This window comes from Flavobacterium sandaracinum (assembly GCF_004349135.1).
Taxonomy (GTDB): domain Bacteria; phylum Bacteroidota; class Bacteroidia; order Flavobacteriales; family Flavobacteriaceae; genus Flavobacterium; species Flavobacterium sandaracinum.
This window is the reverse complement of record NZ_SMFN01000029.1, coordinates 1-19,023: the sequence shown is the minus strand read 5'-3', so window position 1 is coordinate 19,023 and position 19,023 is coordinate 1. Positions and strand designations below refer to the sequence as shown.

At 35.9% G+C, this 19,023-nt stretch carries 16 protein-coding genes and 1 tRNA gene; 10 read left to right on the top strand and 7 right to left on the bottom strand.

Translation table 11 applies throughout. From position 1 onward, the window contains the following. Positions 1 to 155 precede the first annotated feature (155 nt). From E0F91_RS16335 to E0F91_RS16315, 5 genes are all read left to right on the top strand, one after another. Positions 156 to 860, top strand: coding sequence for a MotA/TolQ/ExbB proton channel family protein (locus E0F91_RS16335; RefSeq protein WP_132067465.1), 705 nt, complete (start codon positions 156 to 158; stop codon positions 858 to 860). A 2-nt stretch (positions 861 to 862) separates the two neighbouring features. After that, positions 863 to 1,255 (top strand): ExbD/TolR family protein, encoded by a 393-nt coding sequence (locus E0F91_RS16330; protein ID WP_132067464.1) that lies wholly within the window; start codon positions 863 to 865, stop codon positions 1,253 to 1,255. A 28-nt stretch (positions 1,256 to 1,283) separates the two neighbouring features. Continuing rightward, entirely contained in the window at positions 1,284 to 2,081 is a 798-nt protein-coding gene (locus tag E0F91_RS16325) for an energy transducer TonB family protein (RefSeq protein ID WP_132067463.1), read from the top strand. Positions 2,082 to 2,140: 59 nt separating this feature from the next. Further along, positions 2,141 to 3,361: a bifunctional folylpolyglutamate synthase/dihydrofolate synthase gene (locus E0F91_RS16320; RefSeq protein ID WP_132067462.1), complete on the top strand. Its 1,221-nt coding sequence runs from the start codon at positions 2,141 to 2,143 to the stop codon at positions 3,359 to 3,361. Between the two features lie 85 nt (positions 3,362 to 3,446). Then, positions 3,447 to 3,521: transfer RNA gene (locus tag E0F91_RS16315), tRNA-Val, on the top strand. On the opposite strand, the gene E0F91_RS16310 is transcribed toward E0F91_RS16315, so the two are convergent. The 4 genes from E0F91_RS16310 to mobA all read right to left on the bottom strand — a co-directional run bounded on the left by E0F91_RS16310 (position 3,512) and on the right by mobA (position 7,173). After that, positions 3,512 to 5,035: a recombinase family protein gene (locus E0F91_RS16310; RefSeq protein WP_132067461.1), complete on the bottom strand. Its 1,524-nt coding sequence runs from the start codon at positions 5,033 to 5,035 to the stop codon at positions 3,512 to 3,514. The two genes, E0F91_RS16315 and E0F91_RS16310, sit on opposite strands and share 10 nt — an antisense overlap. Next, on the bottom strand, positions 5,019 to 5,174 hold the full coding sequence (locus tag E0F91_RS17810; protein ID WP_158234581.1) for a hypothetical protein: 156 nt from the start codon (positions 5,172 to 5,174) through the stop codon (positions 5,019 to 5,021). Before E0F91_RS17810 ends, E0F91_RS16310 begins: the two co-directional genes overlap by 17 nt. Before the next feature lie 281 nt (positions 5,175 to 5,455). Next, positions 5,456 to 6,745 (bottom strand): conjugal transfer protein MobB, encoded by a 1,290-nt coding sequence (mobB, locus tag E0F91_RS16305; protein WP_132067460.1) that lies wholly within the window; start codon positions 6,743 to 6,745, stop codon positions 5,456 to 5,458. After that, on the bottom strand, positions 6,742 to 7,173 hold the full coding sequence (gene mobA / locus E0F91_RS16300; RefSeq protein WP_132067459.1) for a conjugal transfer protein MobA: 432 nt from the start codon (positions 7,171 to 7,173) through the stop codon (positions 6,742 to 6,744). Before mobA ends, mobB begins: the two co-directional genes overlap by 4 nt. Positions 7,174 to 7,389: 216 nt before the next feature. Here mobA and E0F91_RS18035 point away from each other — a divergent pair, with 216 nt between their 5' ends. The 3 genes from E0F91_RS18035 (at position 7,390) to E0F91_RS16285 (ending at position 8,437) form a co-directional block, all read left to right on the top strand. Next, positions 7,390 to 7,599: a nucleotidyl transferase AbiEii/AbiGii toxin family protein gene (locus E0F91_RS18035; protein ID WP_132067458.1), complete on the top strand. Its 210-nt coding sequence runs from the start codon at positions 7,390 to 7,392 to the stop codon at positions 7,597 to 7,599. Positions 7,600 to 7,697: 98 nt separating this feature from the next. Next, positions 7,698 to 8,078: a nucleotidyl transferase AbiEii/AbiGii toxin family protein gene (locus E0F91_RS18030; protein ID WP_132067457.1), complete on the top strand. Its 381-nt coding sequence runs from the start codon at positions 7,698 to 7,700 to the stop codon at positions 8,076 to 8,078. Between the two features lie 47 nt (positions 8,079 to 8,125). Continuing rightward, on the top strand, positions 8,126 to 8,437 hold the full coding sequence (locus E0F91_RS16285) for a DUF6922 domain-containing protein (protein WP_132067456.1): 312 nt from the start codon (positions 8,126 to 8,128) through the stop codon (positions 8,435 to 8,437). 963 nt (positions 8,438 to 9,400) lie between these two features. Here the strand turns inward: E0F91_RS16285 and E0F91_RS16280 are convergent. Genes E0F91_RS16280 through E0F91_RS16270 form a run of 3 tightly spaced genes read right to left on the bottom strand, consistent with a single transcriptional unit; the run spans position 9,401 to position 16,409 of the window. After that, entirely contained in the window at positions 9,401 to 11,983 is a 2,583-nt protein-coding gene (locus E0F91_RS16280) for a S9 family peptidase (protein ID WP_165930153.1), read from the bottom strand. Positions 11,984 to 11,987: 4 nt separating this feature from the next. Then, complete coding sequence (locus tag E0F91_RS16275; protein ID WP_132067454.1) at positions 11,988 to 13,397, bottom strand: RagB/SusD family nutrient uptake outer membrane protein; 1,410 nt, start codon at positions 13,395 to 13,397, stop codon at positions 11,988 to 11,990. An 18-nt stretch (positions 13,398 to 13,415) separates the two neighbouring features. Next, positions 13,416 to 16,409 (bottom strand): SusC/RagA family TonB-linked outer membrane protein, encoded by a 2,994-nt coding sequence (locus E0F91_RS16270; RefSeq protein ID WP_132067453.1) that lies wholly within the window; start codon positions 16,407 to 16,409, stop codon positions 13,416 to 13,418. Between the two features lie 885 nt (positions 16,410 to 17,294). On the opposite strand from E0F91_RS16270, the gene E0F91_RS16265 reads away from it, so the two are divergent. Continuing rightward, a complete protein-coding gene (locus E0F91_RS16265) occupies positions 17,295 to 17,537 on the top strand; it encodes a helix-turn-helix domain-containing protein (RefSeq protein WP_131910061.1) in 243 nt (80 codons plus the stop codon). A gap of 450 nt (positions 17,538 to 17,987) precedes the next feature. Continuing rightward, positions 17,988 to 18,713, top strand: coding sequence for an SIMPL domain-containing protein (locus tag E0F91_RS16260; RefSeq protein ID WP_165930152.1), 726 nt, complete (start codon positions 17,988 to 17,990; stop codon positions 18,711 to 18,713). Positions 18,714 to 19,023: the final 310 nt, after the last annotated feature.

The following is a 19,023-nucleotide window of genomic DNA, read 5'->3' as shown; positions in this document are numbered from 1 at the left end:
GTTTGATGCATCATGTTCCTAACAAATGCATTAAACTGACTTTTTAAATGGTTTATACTAAACACCCCAAACAAAACCATCCCGTTGACTATTTTAATCAAAGTAATTAGCAATTTTTATAATATATTAGCGTTTTCATACCAAATAAAATTTCTATGAGTCTATTGTTACAAGCGGATACCTTATCCGTTGCACAAGAAAGTTTAGTCGATACAGTCCCTGTTGAAAAAACTTTATCAATTATTGAACTATTAACTAGCGGAGGATTAGCAGGTCAGATCATAATGATCTCCTTATTTCTAATGTTTTTTATTGCTTTATACCTCTATTTTGAACGCTTAATGGCCATCAATGCAGCTTCAAAAGTAGATACGAACTTCATGGGGCAAATTAAAGACAACATCAAGAACGGACGCATTGATAACGCTAAAATTATTTGTGCACACTATAAATCACCTGTAGCACGACTAATTGAGAAAGGAATTTCTCGAATAGGAAAACCACTTGACGATATCAATACGGCTATTGAAAATGCTGGAAAACTAGAAATTTACAAACTGGAGAAAAATGTAAGTATGCTGGCAACTATTTCAGGAGCGGGACCTATGACTGGTTTTCTTGGAACGGTTGTTGGGATGATTCAAGCATTCCATAAAATGGCTAGCTCAGGAGGTCAAATCGAAGTAGGCGCTCTTTCAGAAGGAATTTATACTGCAATGACAACCACAGTTGTTGGCCTGGTTGTTGGTATTATTGCGTACGTAGGATACAATCACCTTGTAGTAAAGACAGACAAGATAGTTCATCAAATGGAAGCCAATGCAGTGGACTTCTTAGACTTATTAAACGATCCAGCATAATCATGAATTTAAGAGGAAGAAATAAAGTTAGTGCAGAATTCAACATGTCGTCTATGACAGATATTGTATTCCTATTGCTGATATTCTTTATGTTGACGTCAACGATGGTAACCACCAATGCATTAGACTTGGTGCTACCAAAGGCAAAAGGAAAAACAGACAGTAACAAAAACATCTCTGTAAGCATCAATAAAAAATTAGAGTTTTTTATTGATAAAGAACCGGTTTTAGAAACTGAATTGGAATCTAAATTGCTATCCCTTTTTACTGCAGACAAAGAAAAAGCTATTGTTTTGAGAGCCGAAGAAGGTGTCCCAATTGAGAAAGCTGTGAGTGTTTTAGATATCGCAAATCGAAACCAAATCAAAGTAGTTTTAGCAGTAAGACCTAAATAATTTTAGTGCTTTTAAAGATTTATTCTAAATGAAATACATAGAAACAGAAGAAGAAAAAAAATCATTTGCAATCACATCAATAATTTTTGTGATTCTATTTGTTTTGTTCTTTTATTTAGGATTGACTTCTCTAGATCCTCCTCCTGAAAATGGAATAGCCATCAATTTTGGAACTACCGAATTTGGAGCAGGAGACATACAACCTACAGAAGCCATACAATCAGCACCTAAAGCGACTGCAGCACAAGAAACTGCTTCAAGCAATGACGAGGTTTTATCACAAGATATTGAAGAGGCAGTGGTTATAAAAGAAACCAAGAAAATCCAACCTAATAAGGAAACCGCCAAAGAAATTGTAAAACCGAAGCCTATAGAAAATCCAAAACCTTCACAAAGTACTTCTGACGCATTGTCAAGCATACTAAACGGCCCGAAATCAGACGGAAAAGCTCAAGGTGGCCAAGGCAATGACAACACAGCTGGGGACAAAGGAAGTCCAAACGGCAATCCTTACGCCAACACTTATTATGGTTCCGGAAGTGGAAGCGGTAATGGAAGTGGCTGGGGATTAAATGGCAGAAGCATAAGCTCAAGAGGAAAAGAAGTACAAAAGTGCAACGAATTTGGCACTGTAGTCGTTCAGATTACGGTAAATAGAAACGGGAACGTAATTGCTGCCAAATACACTAAAGGTACAACAAACACTAATCCTTGCCTTGTAGAACCCGCTTTGGCTACAGCCCGAAAATACAAATGGCAAGCAGATCCAAATGCACCCGAAACTCAAGTTGGCTTTATCACCGTTAACTTTAAAATAAGCGATTAATCCAGATGCTAAATAATAAAAACTCAAGTATCTTTGAGTTTTTATTATTTAAAGACCTCATGAACTATCAGGAAACCACAAATTGGATGTTTAATCAACTCCCAATGTACCAACTTCAGGGCGCATCGGCGTACAAAAAAGATTTAACCAATACTCATTTACTCCTAACACATCTTAAAAATCCACAGGAGAAATTAAAGTGCATTCATGTGGCTGGAACCAACGGAAAAGGATCCACTTCGCACATGTTGGCATCCATACTTCAAGAAGCGGGCTATAAAGTTGGATTGTATACTTCACCACATTTAAAGGATTTTCGTGAACGCACCAAAATTAATGGAAAAGATATTTCCGAGAAATTTGTTACTGATTTCATCAATGAACACAAAAAATTTTTTGAATCCAATGATATGAGTTTTTTCGAAATGACCGTTGGACTTGCCTTCGATTATTTTGCAAAAGAAAAAGTAGACATTGCCGTTATTGAAGTGGGAATGGGCGGAAGATTAGATGCGACCAACATCATCACGCCATTAATTTCGGTTATTACCAATATAGGAATGGATCACACACAATTTTTAGGCAATACACTTGATGCTATCGCTTTTGAAAAAGCAGGAATTATCAAACCCAATATTCCCGTAATTATTGGCGAATACACTCCTGAAACCAAGCCTGTTTTTTTGGCCAAAGCCAAAGAATGCGATTCGGAAATCTATTTTGCCGCTGATTTAATTTCAGCATCTTATCCTTCTGACTTAATTGGCGATTATCAAATTCATAATAAAAAAACTGTTTTACAAACTGTCAAAGTTTTAAACAAACAGAACGAATTTAAAATCACACCTGAAAATATTAAAGCAGGCTTATTAAATGTGGTGAAAAATACCGGTTTGCAGGGAAGATGGCAGCAATTAAGAGAATCCCCAAAAGTCATTTGCGATACTGCACACAATAAAAACGGACTAGAAATTGTTTTGGATCAAATCCAAAAAGAAGATTTTGACACTTTACATATTGTTTTAGGAGTTGTAAATGACAAAGATTTAGAGGAGATTTTGCCTTTATTCCCTAAAAAAGCAAATTATTATTTCTGTAAACCTAATATTCCTCGAGGTCTGGAAGTTCAGATTCTAAAAGAAAAAGCCACTAGCTTTGGTTTAAAAGGCGAGGTATACAATTCTGTTTCAGAAGCTTACCAGAAAGCAATTGAAAATGCCACAAAATCTGATTTTATATACATTGGCGGAAGTACATTTGTAGTGGCAGAAATTTTATAATTTTTTTATTTTTTACTTGCAAATCTAGAAAAGTGGCGTATATTTGCACACGCAATAACGGAAACGAAAGTAACTAAATTGTTTAGGGCGATTAGCTCAGCTGGTTCAGAGCACCTCGTTTACACCGAGGGGGTCGGGGGTTCGAACCCCTCATCGCCCACTTTGAGGGATTACCGAAAGGTTTTCCCTCTTTTTTTTGTATATAAGACATCCCTTTTCCTCCATTTTACTGGCATTATGAGAAAATATATCTAAAATTGTAGGTGTTCGATATATACCCTCTTGGTAGTATAAGTTACCATTGAACACCATCTTTACAAACTCACGCTTTTGCAGAGTATCTGACCTCGTGTAGACATGTTTGACATCACCCAATAAATCCAGATTACGGTCTAAAATCTCGAAGGCCTTCCCTTGATTTGGGCTAAGTCTTTCTATTGCTGCTGTAATGGTCAATATATGGTCACTGTAGGTTGAATACCATCTTTCGTAGGTATCCTTGTTTATCTCGTCTCTAAACCATTTTTCTTCTACTGCATTTAATAGCTGCTGTACTCCCTCCAGCTCATGTTTTTTGTCTGCTACTTTTTTCTTGTTTGCCTTTACTTCCTGTTCAATTGAGGCGTAACTGCCATCTCTTATCTCTTTAATCTGTCTTTCGGGAACGCTCATGAGATCGCAGACGTTTAAGAATTGCTCATGTGCTTTGATTGCACTTATATTGTTATGTTTTGAATGCTTGCATTTATAATAGTAGAAGTATTTTCCAGATTTACCACGAGAAGGCGCACCAGTAAGCGGAGTTCCACAATGGCATTTTACAACGCCCCGTAGCGGTATTTCATCATCGATAACTACCTTTACTTTATCAACTTTCTTCATTTTGGACTGTACCATTGTCCATGTTGTCTTATCAACTATTGGCTCATGAATGGCTGGAAAAAGACCTCCCGGCAGATCTTTGAACGGCTCAACCCTTACAAGCCCTGCATAAACAGGATTTGCAAGCACACGATCAATAGCCATGTTGCCTTTCCTGTCAAAACCTGATTGATAAGCTATTTCTTTGATTTTATATAACGGCACATCACGCAGATACATATCATAAATTGTTTTGACAATTTTAGCTTCTATCTCATTTACTTCAAGGTGGCGCTGTTTTCCTTCTCCAACCTTGCTGTAGCCGAAAGGTTTTTCTCTAGTAAGGAAACGACCTTCTTTTGCACGGGCTGTATAGAGTCCGCCACGCACTTTTATACTCCTGTTGATATTGTCTTCTTCAGCTAGCAACAATTGTAAGCCTGCTCTGAAAAAGCTTCCCGGTGTATCATAATCAAAAACGATCCCTTCAGTCACGCTGATAATCTGAATACTGTATTTTTTTTGAAATTGTTTGACCAAACTCATAGCTTCACCCGCATCCCTGCTGAAACGGTCAAGCTGGTCTACAAGTAGGTAATCCACCGATTTATAATGCTTGGCAATGAATGCCTGTAATTTTATAAAATCTGGACGGTCAAAAGTCTTGGCACTTTTACCCCTGTCAATGAAGGAATCCACCAACTGTATATTATTATATTGCAGGTATTGATCGGTATACAATTCCTGTCTTTCAATCGAGCCATTACTTTGCCCTAATTGACTAAATCTTAAATATCTAATCGCCCTCTTCATATAATTCTTTCAATGTTAATGATACAATAATTTCAATCATTAAATCTACGAATTTTTGTTCTTTTTCCCGTTCTATATCTTCATAATTTTTTGAGATATATTCTTCTACATCAGTCTGTTTGATAAATTCCTGTTTCATTTTTCACCTCCTTTGCCTTTTGTTAAAACGATGTTTGTTTTTAAGTCTTATGAATTTAAACCATCTGACAGCTTAGGAGTAATTACAGTCTCACCTAGGAACTCTTTGGCTGCATTAGTCTCAAAGCAATATTAGCAACAGTTATAAAAAAAATAAAGACAATCCCTTCTTATAGTCGGGACAGTCTTTGTTTTTAAAAAGAGTTGGTACAGCCAATTTGATGAATCACTCCTTTGTCGTGAATCAACAAAAAGGCTGGCGATTAAAATTGATAGTATGCACTATCTTTTTTTGCGTCTGGCTTTCTTTTTCGTTTGGTTGGCAAATAATTCTTCATCATAGTCTTCTGCTTTTCCAATGGATAATAACCCTCCAAAGACTTCAATAAGGTTATTTTCTTCGTGGCTATAGGACATATTTTCCTTAACCAAAAAGTCAAACAGCTTGTGTGATTGTTTGACATCTTCATTTATAGTCGCATTGTTCTTTGAAACACCATTTCCCTGTACAGGCTGCTCTATTTTAGTGCCATTATTCCACCAGTCATTGAAAACGTTAGCCGAAAGGTTTTTGCCTAATTGCGAACCATTCCACACGGATTTTGAACTATGATCAACAAAGGTTATTCCATAAACTCTGCCTTGCGTATTTCGTCTTACAACGGTATTAATACCTCGTTCCAACAACCGTTTTTTGAATTCTTTTTCATCCGATGCCGTCTGCAAGCACATCTCAATGGTTGTCTTAAGCAAAGGTTTGGATGGCTCATTTTTCAATAATTCTCTGGAATTCCCATAGCGTTGTTGAAGCTGAACATATCCTGCCTGTTTACCGAAAAGCGAAGCCTTAAAAGGATTGCTTGCTTTTTCTCCCTTTTCATTTAATGCAAAATATACCAGTCCTTGTTTTGGGATTCCATCAAATTCGCTCTTGACTTCTTCAGCGGTAATATTGAAAAGGGAAAGCAGGGCATTGTAGGTGCCGAAACCCTCAAATTTGTAATACTTTGGCAAATTACGGATTACCGAAGCCATCTGGCTCTTTATGTCACCAGCCTTATAATCAATGGGTTTGAATATTTGATTTTGTGGATTTTGCTTTTTCTCGATAGCCGATATCAAGCAGAATTGTTTTTCCAATTCCCGACAGACATTCATCGAATGTCTTTTTTCAAATTTATCCGATATTTTCCTGCCATTTTCATCCACACAAACTGATACGATATGAATATGGGTCCGCTCAATATCTGTATGCTTGAATACCACAAAAGGCTGTTCAGCGTAACCCATTTTCTGCATATACTTTTGCGCCAGCTTTTCAAATTGTTCATCACTTACTTTATCCTTCGGATCAGGATTGAGAGAGATATGTAATATTGGTTTTTCAGTCTTTCGATTGGCAAGCAAGTACGGTTCAAAAGAACGCAACAGTTGACTGGTGGCGTAAATGCCATCAGGAGTTTCAATTATCTTATTGGTATACAAAACCTGCCCATTTTCCTTTTCCACTTTGAGTTGATTGTATGCCAATGCGCCATACAGATTGTTTCCTCTTCCTATCTTAGCTATCATTTTTTCAGGTGTTTTGCTTCAAAATCTTCAGTTAGTAGAATGATTTTTTGACACAATACCGCCATTTCTGCTGTCTGTTTTTCCAATTTATAGAGATAGGCTGCGGCTTTCTTTTCAGAAAAATTGCGGTACAGTATTTTTACCACTTGGTTATAATTGGTTCCTACAGCCCTGAACTGTCCGAATAGGGTAGTCAGGCGCATATAGTAATCCATGGTTGCCTTGTCAACCGTTACCTTCGTAATTGCTTTTTGGAAAATACATGCCGTAATAAAATGTGCCATTACATCCATGCGTGAAGCTTCGTAGAGAGAAAGGAATCGTGCATTTTCCTCAGCACTAAGACTTATAGAATAGCGGTGAACGGCGGGATCTTTCTTGGGATGCCTGCCTCCTTTATGCGGGGTGGTTTTGCCGTTGCTTTCCATTACCGTTATTACTGGTTTCGTTTAAACAATTTAAAAACCAATATACTTTATCATTAGTAATGACCTCTAAATATTGGTGGATGTGGAAGCATTTGGCTTATTATTTCCGCATGTTGATTTTCGCCTTAAGGACAACTTCCGTCAAATAAAGCCACCAAAGGACCCTTTCTAAGAGTGCCTCGCTTTCGGGATTAATTTCATGAGAAACGTGAAATTATGCTCTGCAAAGAAACAGTTAGCAAGGAGATGTGGGAACTTCTCCAAAGGCTTATGAAAGATGAAAAATTGAAAGACTATATATTGGTCGGCGGTACGGCGTTAGCCTTACGACTGGGACATCGCTTATCAGTGGATCTAGATCTTTTTACAACAAAAACTTTTAATTCGCAGATGAGCTCAAATATCTGCATGACACTTACGATGTAAATGAAAAGGAAAGCCAGTTCTTCCCGAACACTGTTCTTACCTACATCGATGATATAAAAGTCGATATTGTTACACACAATTACCCTCTTCTGAATTCCGTGGAAACAGCTGAAGGAGTCCGCATGATTTCCAATGAAGATATTGGAGCAATGAAACTCCATGCGATTCATCAGAGCGGAGACAGGTACAAGGATTTTGTTGACATGTACTTTATGCTTGAACGAGAACCATTAAAGTTCTACCTACAAGCCTATCAGAGAAAATACGATAAGGATCCCTACTGGGCTTCCATAGGTCTGAATACATATGACAAGATTAGTACCTTTGAAGGTATAGATATGCTGAAAGAAAAAGAGCAAAACTGGAAAATTATCCAAAAACGGCTGGAACTGGCAGTAAAAAATCCTTTGTATAAATTTAAATCAGAAAGCCAGGATTTACCGATTAATCCCAACAAAAAGAGAGGATTTCGCAGGTAATTAAGCAAAAAATACTTATATTTGATACTACACCAATTAAAAAAACAATGAAGCCATTAACCAAACATATACCTAATCTTCACCCTAAATTCTTCTGGGATTTTAGATTCGACAGTATTGACTGGGATGGAGGATATAAAATGGTAATTGCCCGTATTGTTGAGCGTGGAGGTCAGGATCAAATTGACGAAATCGTCCGTTTTTATGGTCGTGAAAAAGTAATTATTTCTATCCGTGACGAGATTTTCTTTCTTCCCAACTATGCCATTGAGAATGCTCTTAAATTCTTTCCCGAACTCAAAAAGGAAGAGATGTATTGCTATCTTAACCGTAAAGATAAACCCTACAGCTGGATTTAGTGAATACCTAAATCCCTAAACGGGTTTTTCTTGGTTTGTTTAATTCCTCATCTTTGCTTTGTTCAGTCTCTTTGGACAGGTTGGACTTTATATTTTACTCAAAGAAATATTAAAAAGAAAACCAAGGTAGGACGTGCTGGATGAGCCTGTCCAAAAGACTACGGCATAATGGTTAGCTCGTGCCTCACAAACCACCCTTCGGGACTTATTCCGTTTCCTTTTGTCCTGTCTGCATCCCGTCCTTTGAAATTGCTTTCTTTTTCTTTTTTCCGATTTTCTGTTTTCTTTGGAAAATATATTTATGTTTTTAGATAGGGGTATATGTGTGTATCTAAAAGTCTATTTATTTACTTATTTACATAAGGGAGCATTCATGTCTTTGCGTAAAAGCATACATATGTAAAAGCATAAAATTGTAAAAACGTATGTACATACATACAGCTATAAAAGCGCATTTACTTATGGGATTAAATACTTCTATAAATCAGTGCATCCGTACAGAATTGCATTGATACCTCAATAGACATGAGAAGATAAATTTAAATATTTATGTTTGAAGGTACATATATGCATATTTTCTAATTCGGCAGATAACTGCAGTTAAGCTTCTCTGGAATTTATGAGTTGACCCCATTAAAGCCAGGAATGCCAACACTATCCTATTTCTACACAGCCTTATCAAGGCTAATTTTGTTCAAACCAATCACAACACATAACAATTCCTAAATATCCGCAAAACAAAAAAAGGGCCTCAAGCCCTTTGCATTAAAACCATATCCAATAATATTTTCGCAGGAAAATAGCAAGTTGTGTTTTGAGCTGCTTGAAATACTTTCCGCAGCTCAAAACCACTTGCCCTTGCAGGGGGCTGGAAAACGCCTCCAAAGTCGGCGTTTTATTAAAATTCTAAATGGATTTACGATTAACGAATAAGTGCAGTTTTTTCAAACTGCACTTATTTTTTTATTCCTTTAAATATTGGTCAAACCAATCTGTAATTCGTTTTGTAAGGTCCATTTTATTCTCCTTGATTACAATTACATGCTGGTCTTTTGGATATACCAATAAAACATTCTTTTTCTTGGCTCTCCTCAATGCATTATAAAAAAGTAAACTCTGTTCGTAGGGTAAATTAGTCTCCATTTTACCAACCCAAGACAGTAATGGTGTAGTAACATTATCTGCATAAAGTATGGGTGAATTTTTTAGGTACAACTCTTTGTCTTCAAAAATAGATTTTCCTATTCTCCATTGTTGCGATTCACTTCGCCATAATTCTGGGATATTAAGACTTTTTGAGTTACTAAAATACCAACTTACCATGTCTGAAATTGCTGCACCCGATACTGCCGCAGCAAAAATTTTCGATTTTGTAATAATGTAATTTGTTTCATAGCCTCCGAAAGAATGCCCTATTAAGCCAATATACTTTGTGTCAATCATTCCTGTTTTTACAACTGCATTGTTTGCAGCAACAACACAATCCAGTGCACTATTTCCGGTTTCTCCTTCATAATATTTCACATCAGGCATTAGTACAAAATAATTCTGTTGCACAAAATGTTTCACATTAAAACCGGTATCGTTGTATAAAGTCGGAATGCAATATTCGTGCAATGAGTTTGTGATTTGTGAGTACACATTGATTATCATCGGATATTTTTTGCCTACTTCATAATTTACCGGATAATATAATAATCCTTGCAGTTTGTCTCCTTTTGAATTCGAAAATGAAATTAGTTCTACCTTTCCTTGATTGAAATTTTTATCATGGCTATTGCTTTCAAACAGAACTTTATTTACACCATTTTTAAATGAGACAATTCTTGGAGACTCATTATGCGATTGTTCTCGATAGACATAGACTTCATTATTGGCCCTGCGCAATTCATCTGATTTTGTATCATTATTTGCTACTGGAATTAAAGTGTTGGAAGTCGAAACTAATTTGAATTGTTGTGCTTTAGTAGTCGCATTTCTTGAAGAGACGATTAAATCATTAGTCGCATTAATTTCAGTAAGAGCCCAACCGTTGTAATTATCATTTCCTATTTGCTTGATGTTCGAACCATCTACAGTGAAGTACTTTCCGCTTTCTTGTCCGTTTGTAATGCGTTTTAGTTTATTTGTTTTGATGTCAAATTGATAGACATCGAATTCATCTTGTACCAAAAGGTATTCTCCATCATTACTCCATCCTTTCATTCCAAAAATATGTGGTCTTGTTATGTATTTTAAATCATTTGAAACCCATTCGGAACCAGCAGGTGCCACAATTGACACCGTAGATTGTGTTTTTATATTGTACAGCCACCAATTTTTATCTTTAAAATAGCATATGTACGCTCCATTTGGGGAAAAAGACAATAAGTAATTTTCACCAGGTTGCTTTTCTAAAAATAGCTTTTTGGTACCATCAGCCAGATTGTACAAGAAATAGTCAACCTCACCATAGCGTTTAAAATGAGGTGCATATGCAGTGGGATTGTAAAGTAATGCAACTGATTTACTGCCGTTAAGCTGTACAAAAGGGAGTTCTTTACTTGTAATCGTATTCCACCGATTTTCTTCGATAAACCAGACAGACAAAGTTGAATACCCCTCAAGATTTTCCCTGCTTGCTTTTGGATAAATCCATAAATCTTCTGTATCCCAAACCTCGACATCGTCTTTTTTTGGTGTTGCCTCTTCTTTGAGTTTTGCGATTCCAAAAAATACCCTTTTACCATCACTTGAAATTTTGAAAGATTTTGAGGTAACAATTTCATGCTTTTCTGGAAAATTTAAGAATGATTTTGGTTCAAAAGTCTGAATACTGTTATCTTGGTTTTTGAAGAAGTTCAGTTTTGTGTATTTCCCGTTGATGCCCTCTTCGAGCCAAAAAACACCTTTTTCATATTCTGCTAATGTCAGACCAGATAATTTGTTTTGCGTTGTGTGATATTCTGTTTTTTGGTTTGTTCTAAGATTTATTGTTCCGAAACTACTTTTCCCATTATTGTTAGTGAGATAAGTCAGGATATCGTTAGGCTGGTCCAATTGGTATTCTGTTACATTTGGAAGTTGGATGATTTCTTTATTTTTTATGGTCCTTACCATTAATTCCCCTTCATTGGAATAGCTCACAATAATTTTTCCGCTGTTGGTAAATTCAAAAGCAGTACAATTTGATATACTAATGTTTTCACTATTTTCTAAGTTGGTTACTATTACAGTATCTCCTTGAAAGGCCCCAAATGTAATTTCACCACCAAATTTGCCTTGTGTTCCTAGTGGAAAACTAAATCCAATATTTTTCTGCGTATGTTTTACAAAGAGTGTATCTGAACCATTGCTGTACTGCATATCAAATGAAATCCAGTTTCCTTTTTGGGAAATAGCCCTGTTCTCTAATTTGCCCCACCTTTCATACTCTGCTTCAGTAATATTCTTTTTGGAATTATCCTGCCCATAAATAGAGCAGGATATCGCTATCCAAAATGACAAAATTGTTTTTTTACAAGAATAACTGAAAGCGATAGTACTATTGTTTTTTAATAGCTTCATAACTTTAATATCCTGTGTTTTGCGGTTGTAAATTTGGATTTGCATTCAATTCTAGCTCTGGAATAGGCCACAAAATATCTGAACTGTTCCAACCTGGTTTTGAAATAGATAATACTCCATCGGCTGTTCCACTACGTTTTAAATCAAAAAAGCGATGACCGTGTTCCGTAAAAAACTCAAATCTTCTTTGTTTTTGAATTTCAGATAAAATTTCAGTGGCAATAGTTGAGGTAATTATTGGTAAACCAGCGGTCGTCCTTATCTTATTTAAATCTTCTTTTGCGCCCGTTAAATCACCTTGTTTTGCTCGTGCCTCGGCTCTGATCAAATATTGTTCTGCTAAGCGCAACACAATAGAATATTCCTGCGAACTTGTTGTTGCGGTGCGCAGTTTGTATTTATTAGGATGATACCAAGTATTTAATCCGGTGGTAACTGACTTTGTCCAATTCACTTTGCGTTGGTCGCCCGTTTCAAATGCATTCATAAAATCGGTACGAAGCGCACAAACTGGTGGTGGTCCAGATACGAAAATAAAAGTTGTACCTTCATTACTATTTCGTACCGCTGTTGCTGATGCTAATTGCCAAATAGTGGTTTTACTATTTCTTAGAAAAATTTTGTTTAAATCCGTTTCCCAAGCATAAAGCGGACTATTGATTACAGTAGTTGCTTCATTTGCTGCTTCTGTATTTTTATTCATGTATAAATATACTCTGGCCAGCATGGCTTTAGCTACCATTTTATTGGGTTTTGCTCGATCCGAAGAACTATAATTTTCAGGCAATCTAGTACTGGCACTTTCTAAATCCTTCGCGATTGCTGCATATACTTCATCAGCAGAACTACGCGTAACTTTTCTATTAATTTCATAATTGGTTCCTGTAATATATGGGATGCTACCATAAATTTGCAACAGATAAAAATGCACTAGAGCACGAACAAATAGTGCTTCACCCGACACTCTGTTTTTAACTGCAATAGGTAACCCGGTCGAATTTTCAACACCTTGAATAACCGAATTTGCATTATATATTTGACTATAGCTTGAAGTCCAAAGTGACGCCACAGTAGCATTGTCAGCTGTAAGCGCATTGTTGTAAATAGGTAGCGAAATTGTAGAGTTGGTATAATCTTGTAATTCATCAGCGTACAATCCCATTCTAACAGATGCACCAGTAGGTAATCCAGATAGGATGCCACCGTCTCGAAGTTGTGCATAGATTTGTGCCATTGCTGCGTTTGCTGTCAATTCACTTTCAAAAACTGTAGTTCCCGTAAGCTGAGAATTAGGTAATGGAACCTCTACAAAATCACTACAGGAACTTGAAAAAAGTATCACTGTCAAAACCAAAAGAATGCGATACACCTGAAATGGCTTTGTAAGTACCGATATAAATTGTAAATTTTTCATATTACTATTTTTTGAGGATTAAAAGTTTAATGTCATTCCGCCACTAATTACTTTTAGCGGAGGGAGGAATCCTGAGAACTTAAACTCGGGATCACCTGCTTTATAGGATGTAAATGTGAGTAGGTTTTGACCTTGAATAAAAAGTTTACATTTTACATTAGTGGTCGCTTGTAACGGAATATCATAGGAAAGTGAAATATTTTTTAGTCTGATAAAAGAGCCGTCTGTAATTACAGCATCACTTTCTATGTATCTGTAATAGGTGCTTACCGCTGCACCATTTAGTCCCGTAGTGTGCAGTTGCGAACTGCTTTGATCCCCAATTTGCTGCCAAGCGTCACCACTAGTGCTGCTTTGGTTTACTTGACCTCCTCCCGGAACATTTGAAATGTAATCGAAATTGTCTCTTTTTACGAACTGAAATAAAAAATCCAATTGCCAATTTTTATAGTCCAATTGGTTTTGGATGCCTCCAAAATATTTAGGAGATAAGTCCTTGCTAATTTGCTTGTCGCCTGCTGTTATGCTTCCATCCCCATTTAAATCTTCAAAATCGTATAATCCTGTTTGTGGATTAACACCTTTGCTTTGGTATAATTTTACAATATCAATTGATTGTCCAATCACATACCGATTTGCAAAAGTGGAACCTGAAAGATTCGGAAAAGAAAGTAATTTATTTTTTGCAACGGCCACATTGAAGTTCGTTGACCATTTAAAAGAGTTTGAATCAATATTTAGGGTTCGTACGGAAAATTCAAAACCTGAATTTTCAACGGTAGCATCAAGATTCGCATTCAATGACAAGAAACCTGTTGTAGCTGGCATAGGAATACCCACCAATTGATCCGACGAACGATTCCTATACAACGCTAGCGTACTAAAAATTCTGTCTTTAAAAAAACCAGTTTCTAAAGCTAATTCTAGTTTACGATTGGTTTCCCATCCAAAATCGGCATTATAAAGTCGTGTAGGTTGTAACCCAATTATGCCCTGATAATTTGCACCAGTTGTACCGTAGGTATCATAAAACTGATAATCTCCAATTTGATCATTGCCTGTAGTTCCATAACTAAAACGGAGTTTTCCAAAACTCATTTTACTGTTTTCTGAATTGAATTTTTCTTTGCTAAAAATCCATGCAGCACCAATAGCACCAAAATTAGCATATTGTTTGCCTGGTCCAAATCGGCTGGAGCCATCCCGACGACCTGTAAAGTTTAAAAAGTATTTTTCGTTGTAACTGTAATTGATGCGACCAAAAAAAGCTTGGTAACGGTATAAAAAGGTATCGCTATTGGTTGTGTTTTTTGTAATTGCAGATGCTAAGTTGTTAATCAGATTGTTGTTTGCAAAACCAATACCCGATTGGAATAGGCGTTCTGTACGTTGCTGTTGGCTTGTCATCCCCAGTAGTACATCAAATTTGTGGTTTCCAAAAGTTTTGAAACCTCTTAGTTGTGGCTCAATAATCCATGATTGTCTGCTGGTAAGGTTTAAGTACATTAAGGAATTGTCACTCCCAACTTCGTAAACGGGATTGTAAATGGTGGATGGTATCGTTCGAACTTCCTTGGTTTTTAAATCGGTAAAACCAAAATTTGATTTTATTTCTAAACCTGGAAGTAGTTCATAAGACAACACGCTGTTGGCTACTAAGTCATTGGTGTTCGCACGGTAGGTACTTTTTAGAGGTGCCAAAGGATTTTCGAAGGTATCATTTTCCCAATTCAGATTTCCATTTGAATCGTAGAGCGCGGGAGCGTTTGGTGCCAAATAACGCGCTGTTAACGTCAAATCTGTCGCTGCTTGTAGATTATCTTGTGCCGTGTAATTTCCCGAAAAAGAGATTTTGAATTTCTTATCTAAAGAAGTGTGGTTTATTGAGCTAAGAATCCCTCCTTTAATGTACCTGAAATCTCCCGGAAGGACTGTTCCCTCAGTTCTGTAATTCCCACTAATCAAGAATTGTGTTGTTTCACTGCCACCAGAGATACTGGTTCTAAAGTCATTGATTGTTGCTGAACCGCCTAATAATTCCTTTTGCCAATTGGTATATCGAGTTTGATCCCAAGCTCCATTTACATCATAATCAGTATCCGATATTGGAATTCCATCATTGATAAATGCTTGTTTACGCATCGACAGATACTGCTGCGTATTCATCAGATCTACAAATTTAGTCGCTGCACCAACGGCTGTTGAGGCAGTTACTGAAATGTTTGTTTTACCTGATTTTCCTTTTTTTCGAGTAATTAAGACCACACCGTTTGCTCCCCTTGAGCCGTAAATTGCAGTCGCATCGGCATCTTTTAATACTTCGATGCTTTCTATATCATTGGGGTTAATACTGTTGAGCGGACTGGCTTGGCTTGGTAATGCCGTTGAAGTGTTCGTGCTTCCTATGGACTCGTTTGAATAGGGAACTCCATCAATAATGTATAATGGTTCATTTCCATCAAGACGAATGCTGTTGCGACCTCTAATTTTAATTTGGAAACCACCGCCGGGAGTTCCTCCATCTTGAATGATATTGACACCTGCCAATCTTCCTTGCATTGCGGCTAGTACGTTTGTGACAGGTTGCTTGTCGATATCTTTTGCAGTCATTCTTGCAATGCTACCGGTTTGCTCTTTTTCTTTTATAGAATAATATCCGGCATTTATTACGATTTCTTTTAAAGTCGTTGCATCTTCAGTCAATTTTACATTAATAGTTGCTTGATTTGCAACTACAATTTGAATCGTTTTATAGCCTAGATAGGAAAAAACCAAAACATCATTCTCAGCTGCTAGTATTGTGTAATTTCCATTTTCATCAGAAAATGCTGTTGTTGGCTTATTGTTAACCTTTATGGTTACGCCAGGAACTGTGATGGTATCATCGGTGATTTTGCCTTTAATAGATCGTGTTTGAGCATTTAATCCTGTTATGAAACACAGGAAAAAGATGCAGTACAGTTTGGACAGTTGTGTTGTTGTCCAAAACTTCAAAAATGATTTTTTTTTCATACTTTTGAATTGGTTAAATGAGACTTCGGTTTAGTTTGCTTTGGTCCTCTATTCGTCCGGCAAGAAGAGTTAGAGGGCCTTTTTTTTGTGATTAGCCTCGAAAGTACTAAGGCATAGATTTTTATCTTTTAAGTCATAAGCGTTATCTGTATATTATTAGGTGTTGTCGCATCTAAGCAAGCTGTGTGATGTGAAAATAAATAGTTATTTTTTTTAGTTATTGCTGTTTATATAAAAGCATCGCAACCATAAAGCCAACAAATTATCAGTGTAATGAAAGCTAGAATTAAAGTAACTTTTATAGTTTTATAGTATTTCATGTTTTCGTTGTTTGTTTCCTGTTTTTCAATTTATTATTTCGATTTGCGCTATTGCTGTTACCACAGATCTTGAGAGCACTCTTTTTTTGGGTGCAAAGGCTTTTGAATTTATGTTGTTTTTTAGGAAAGTACACTGCCGTTGCCAGTTGCAGCCCAACGTAGGCAGTGCGTTTCCAAACTAACTAATTCAATTAATTGATTTACGATACTGTAAAAAAGAAGATTTGCTAAGAATAAAAGGGAGTAACTTTTGCGCATAAAAAAGGCATGGAACTCAGCTTACTGCACTAGAGGTATTGGCCATACCTTACCACAAATAAGTGAGCCCACGCCTATAGACGTGAGCATCATACTTATCATCTCGTGGTAATTTGAAAAGGCCAATTTTCTAGTACGAGATTCAAAGCGAATGCTTCAATGTTTTTGAAGTGTCGCAAAAATATTAAATTTTATCAAGTAACCAATTTATTATTAATTGTTACTCTATGACAAATATAACAAATAAAATGATTTTGTTATAAGTTCTTATAACTTTTTTAAAAATTATTTTTAGTCCTTTTGTAAAATGAGTAAGAAAAAAGACAAAAGATTGATTCAATTTGGAGCGCACTTAAGGAGTGTTAGAAAAGAATTGGGCTTAAGTCAAGATTTTGTTGCAACCAATAGTAATTTGACAAAGAGCAATATTAGTGAAATTGAGAATGGAAATAGAAACTTAGCTTTTACTACTTTTTTAGAGTTGGCAAAGGGTTTAGGGATTGATCCAAAAAAATTACTTGATTATCGAATTGATTTAAACAAAGAATAACAAATTTAATCTTAATACCACTGAAAAAAGATGCTTAGGCATCTTTTTTTATTGCCTATGTGGAAAACCGTAAAGAATTTTAGAAAGGGTTTTGTACGTTAGTTATTGAATATAAATTATCGAAATGAACTTTCAGTAATTTAACCAAAAAGGTTGTATGTACTAAGCTCAGTTCAAACATATATACAAGAATTACCGGGTCATAATAATAGTAAAACAACTTAAATTTATACTCATGTAAGTACGAAAAGTATTCACCAAATAAAAAGTCAATTTGATAATTTGTAAAAAAATATTTATACATTTGATTTGAAACAAAGTCTGACCGCAATCAGACCTATCTCTCTAAATTTGGGGTGATAGGTCTGATTTTATCAGACCTATATACTAGTTATGCGACACTTTGGAGCGCCACAGAACTTAAAAACCGAACAAAAAAACCAAAATAAAATGAAAAAAATAATTACAATCTTTGTCTTCTCATTTTTCGTAATTCAAACATTTTCACAAACAAAAACCGGAAATGAACTTGTAGCAGAAGGAATTGCAAAAACAAAAATAAAACCTGATTTAGCAAATTTTAAAATAACAGTTACAAAGCAAAATACAATAGAAAAAACTGCAATAAAAGAATTAAATCAAGAAATAGAAAAATTACAAAATGTACTCTCTAAACTAGGTTTTACTGAAAAGAACGTAAAAATATCTGAGTATAAAATTTCTAAAGATGATTACGAAAATAGAAAAGAATTTTCTGCAACAAATACATTGTCTGTAGATTTTGTATTAGACAATAAAAGAATTGAAGGGTTTTATCAAGAGATTCAAAACGAAAACTTACAAGATGTGGATATTGAATTTGAAACTCAAATATCAGAAAGTTTGGAAAAAACCACAAGACAAAAGTTAGTGCAAAACGCAATTCTAGACGCAAAAAATAATGCTGAAAATATTGCAACTGCTTTAAATGTAAAATTAAATAATGTTAAACAAGTTTCTAAATATAATTTACGTGATATTACATATTCATCAATAAAAATGGATGAAGTAAAATTTTTAAAACCACGAGTAGCGAGTGAAATGATGAATCCGAAAACCTCATTTGATAAATTTGAAGTTATGGAAGTTGAATTAGAAGAAACGATAAACATAGTTTATGAAATAGCTAATAAATAAAAAAAGCGTCGCATAACAGCTAGGGTTTCGTTGCGGCTGCAAGCCGAACAATGAACCCGCGGTTGAACGGAACCGGACATTGGCAGGAACTATGCACTTATCGTTAAAAAAATAGAGGGAATTTCAAGAGGCAAGTGAGCCTCTTTTTTTTTGGTGTTTAAATCAGGCTAATTTTATCCTGATATTCTTTCCCGAAGTTTCGGGATTGGGCACACCTGCCCTTACCCATAAAGTTATTTTTTACAGGGAATTGAACTTTGGCTACTGCCAAGATACCAAGTAGGCGGGCCACGCTGGTCAAAAACCGCTA

Excerpts from the sequence above, each read along its gene's own strand:
- E0F91_RS16335 (WP_132067465.1), top strand. The coding sequence starts at position 156 with ATGAGTCTATTGTTACAAGCGGATACCTTATCCGTTGCACAAGAAAGT.
- E0F91_RS16330 (WP_132067464.1), top strand. The coding sequence starts at position 863 with ATGAATTTAAGAGGAAGAAATAAAGTTAGTGCAGAATTCAACATGTCG.
- E0F91_RS16325 (WP_132067463.1), top strand. The coding sequence starts at position 1,284 with ATGAAATACATAGAAACAGAAGAAGAAAAAAAATCATTTGCAATCACA.
- E0F91_RS16320 (WP_132067462.1), top strand. The coding sequence starts at position 2,141 with ATGAACTATCAGGAAACCACAAATTGGATGTTTAATCAACTCCCAATG.
- E0F91_RS16310 (WP_132067461.1), bottom strand. The coding sequence starts at position 5,035 with ATGAAGAGGGCGATTAGATATTTAAGATTTAGTCAATTAGGGCAAAGT.
- E0F91_RS17810 (WP_158234581.1), bottom strand. The coding sequence starts at position 5,174 with ATGAAACAGGAATTTATCAAACAGACTGATGTAGAAGAATATATCTCA.
- mobB (WP_132067460.1), bottom strand. The coding sequence starts at position 6,745 with ATGATAGCTAAGATAGGAAGAGGAAACAATCTGTATGGCGCATTGGCA.
- mobA (WP_132067459.1), bottom strand. The coding sequence starts at position 7,173 with ATGGAAAGCAACGGCAAAACCACCCCGCATAAAGGAGGCAGGCATCCC.
- E0F91_RS18035 (WP_132067458.1), top strand. The coding sequence starts at position 7,390 with ATGCTCTGCAAAGAAACAGTTAGCAAGGAGATGTGGGAACTTCTCCAA.
- E0F91_RS16285 (WP_132067456.1), top strand. The coding sequence starts at position 8,126 with ATGAAGCCATTAACCAAACATATACCTAATCTTCACCCTAAATTCTTC.
- E0F91_RS16280 (WP_165930153.1), bottom strand. The coding sequence starts at position 11,983 with ATGAAGCTATTAAAAAACAATAGTACTATCGCTTTCAGTTATTCTTGT.
- E0F91_RS16275 (WP_132067454.1), bottom strand. The coding sequence starts at position 13,397 with ATGAAAAATTTACAATTTATATCGGTACTTACAAAGCCATTTCAGGTG.
- E0F91_RS16270 (WP_132067453.1), bottom strand. The coding sequence starts at position 16,409 with ATGAAAAAAAAATCATTTTTGAAGTTTTGGACAACAACACAACTGTCC.
- E0F91_RS16265 (WP_131910061.1), top strand. The coding sequence starts at position 17,295 with ATGAGTAAGAAAAAAGACAAAAGATTGATTCAATTTGGAGCGCACTTA.
- E0F91_RS16260 (WP_165930152.1), top strand. The coding sequence starts at position 17,988 with ATGAAAAAAATAATTACAATCTTTGTCTTCTCATTTTTCGTAATTCAA.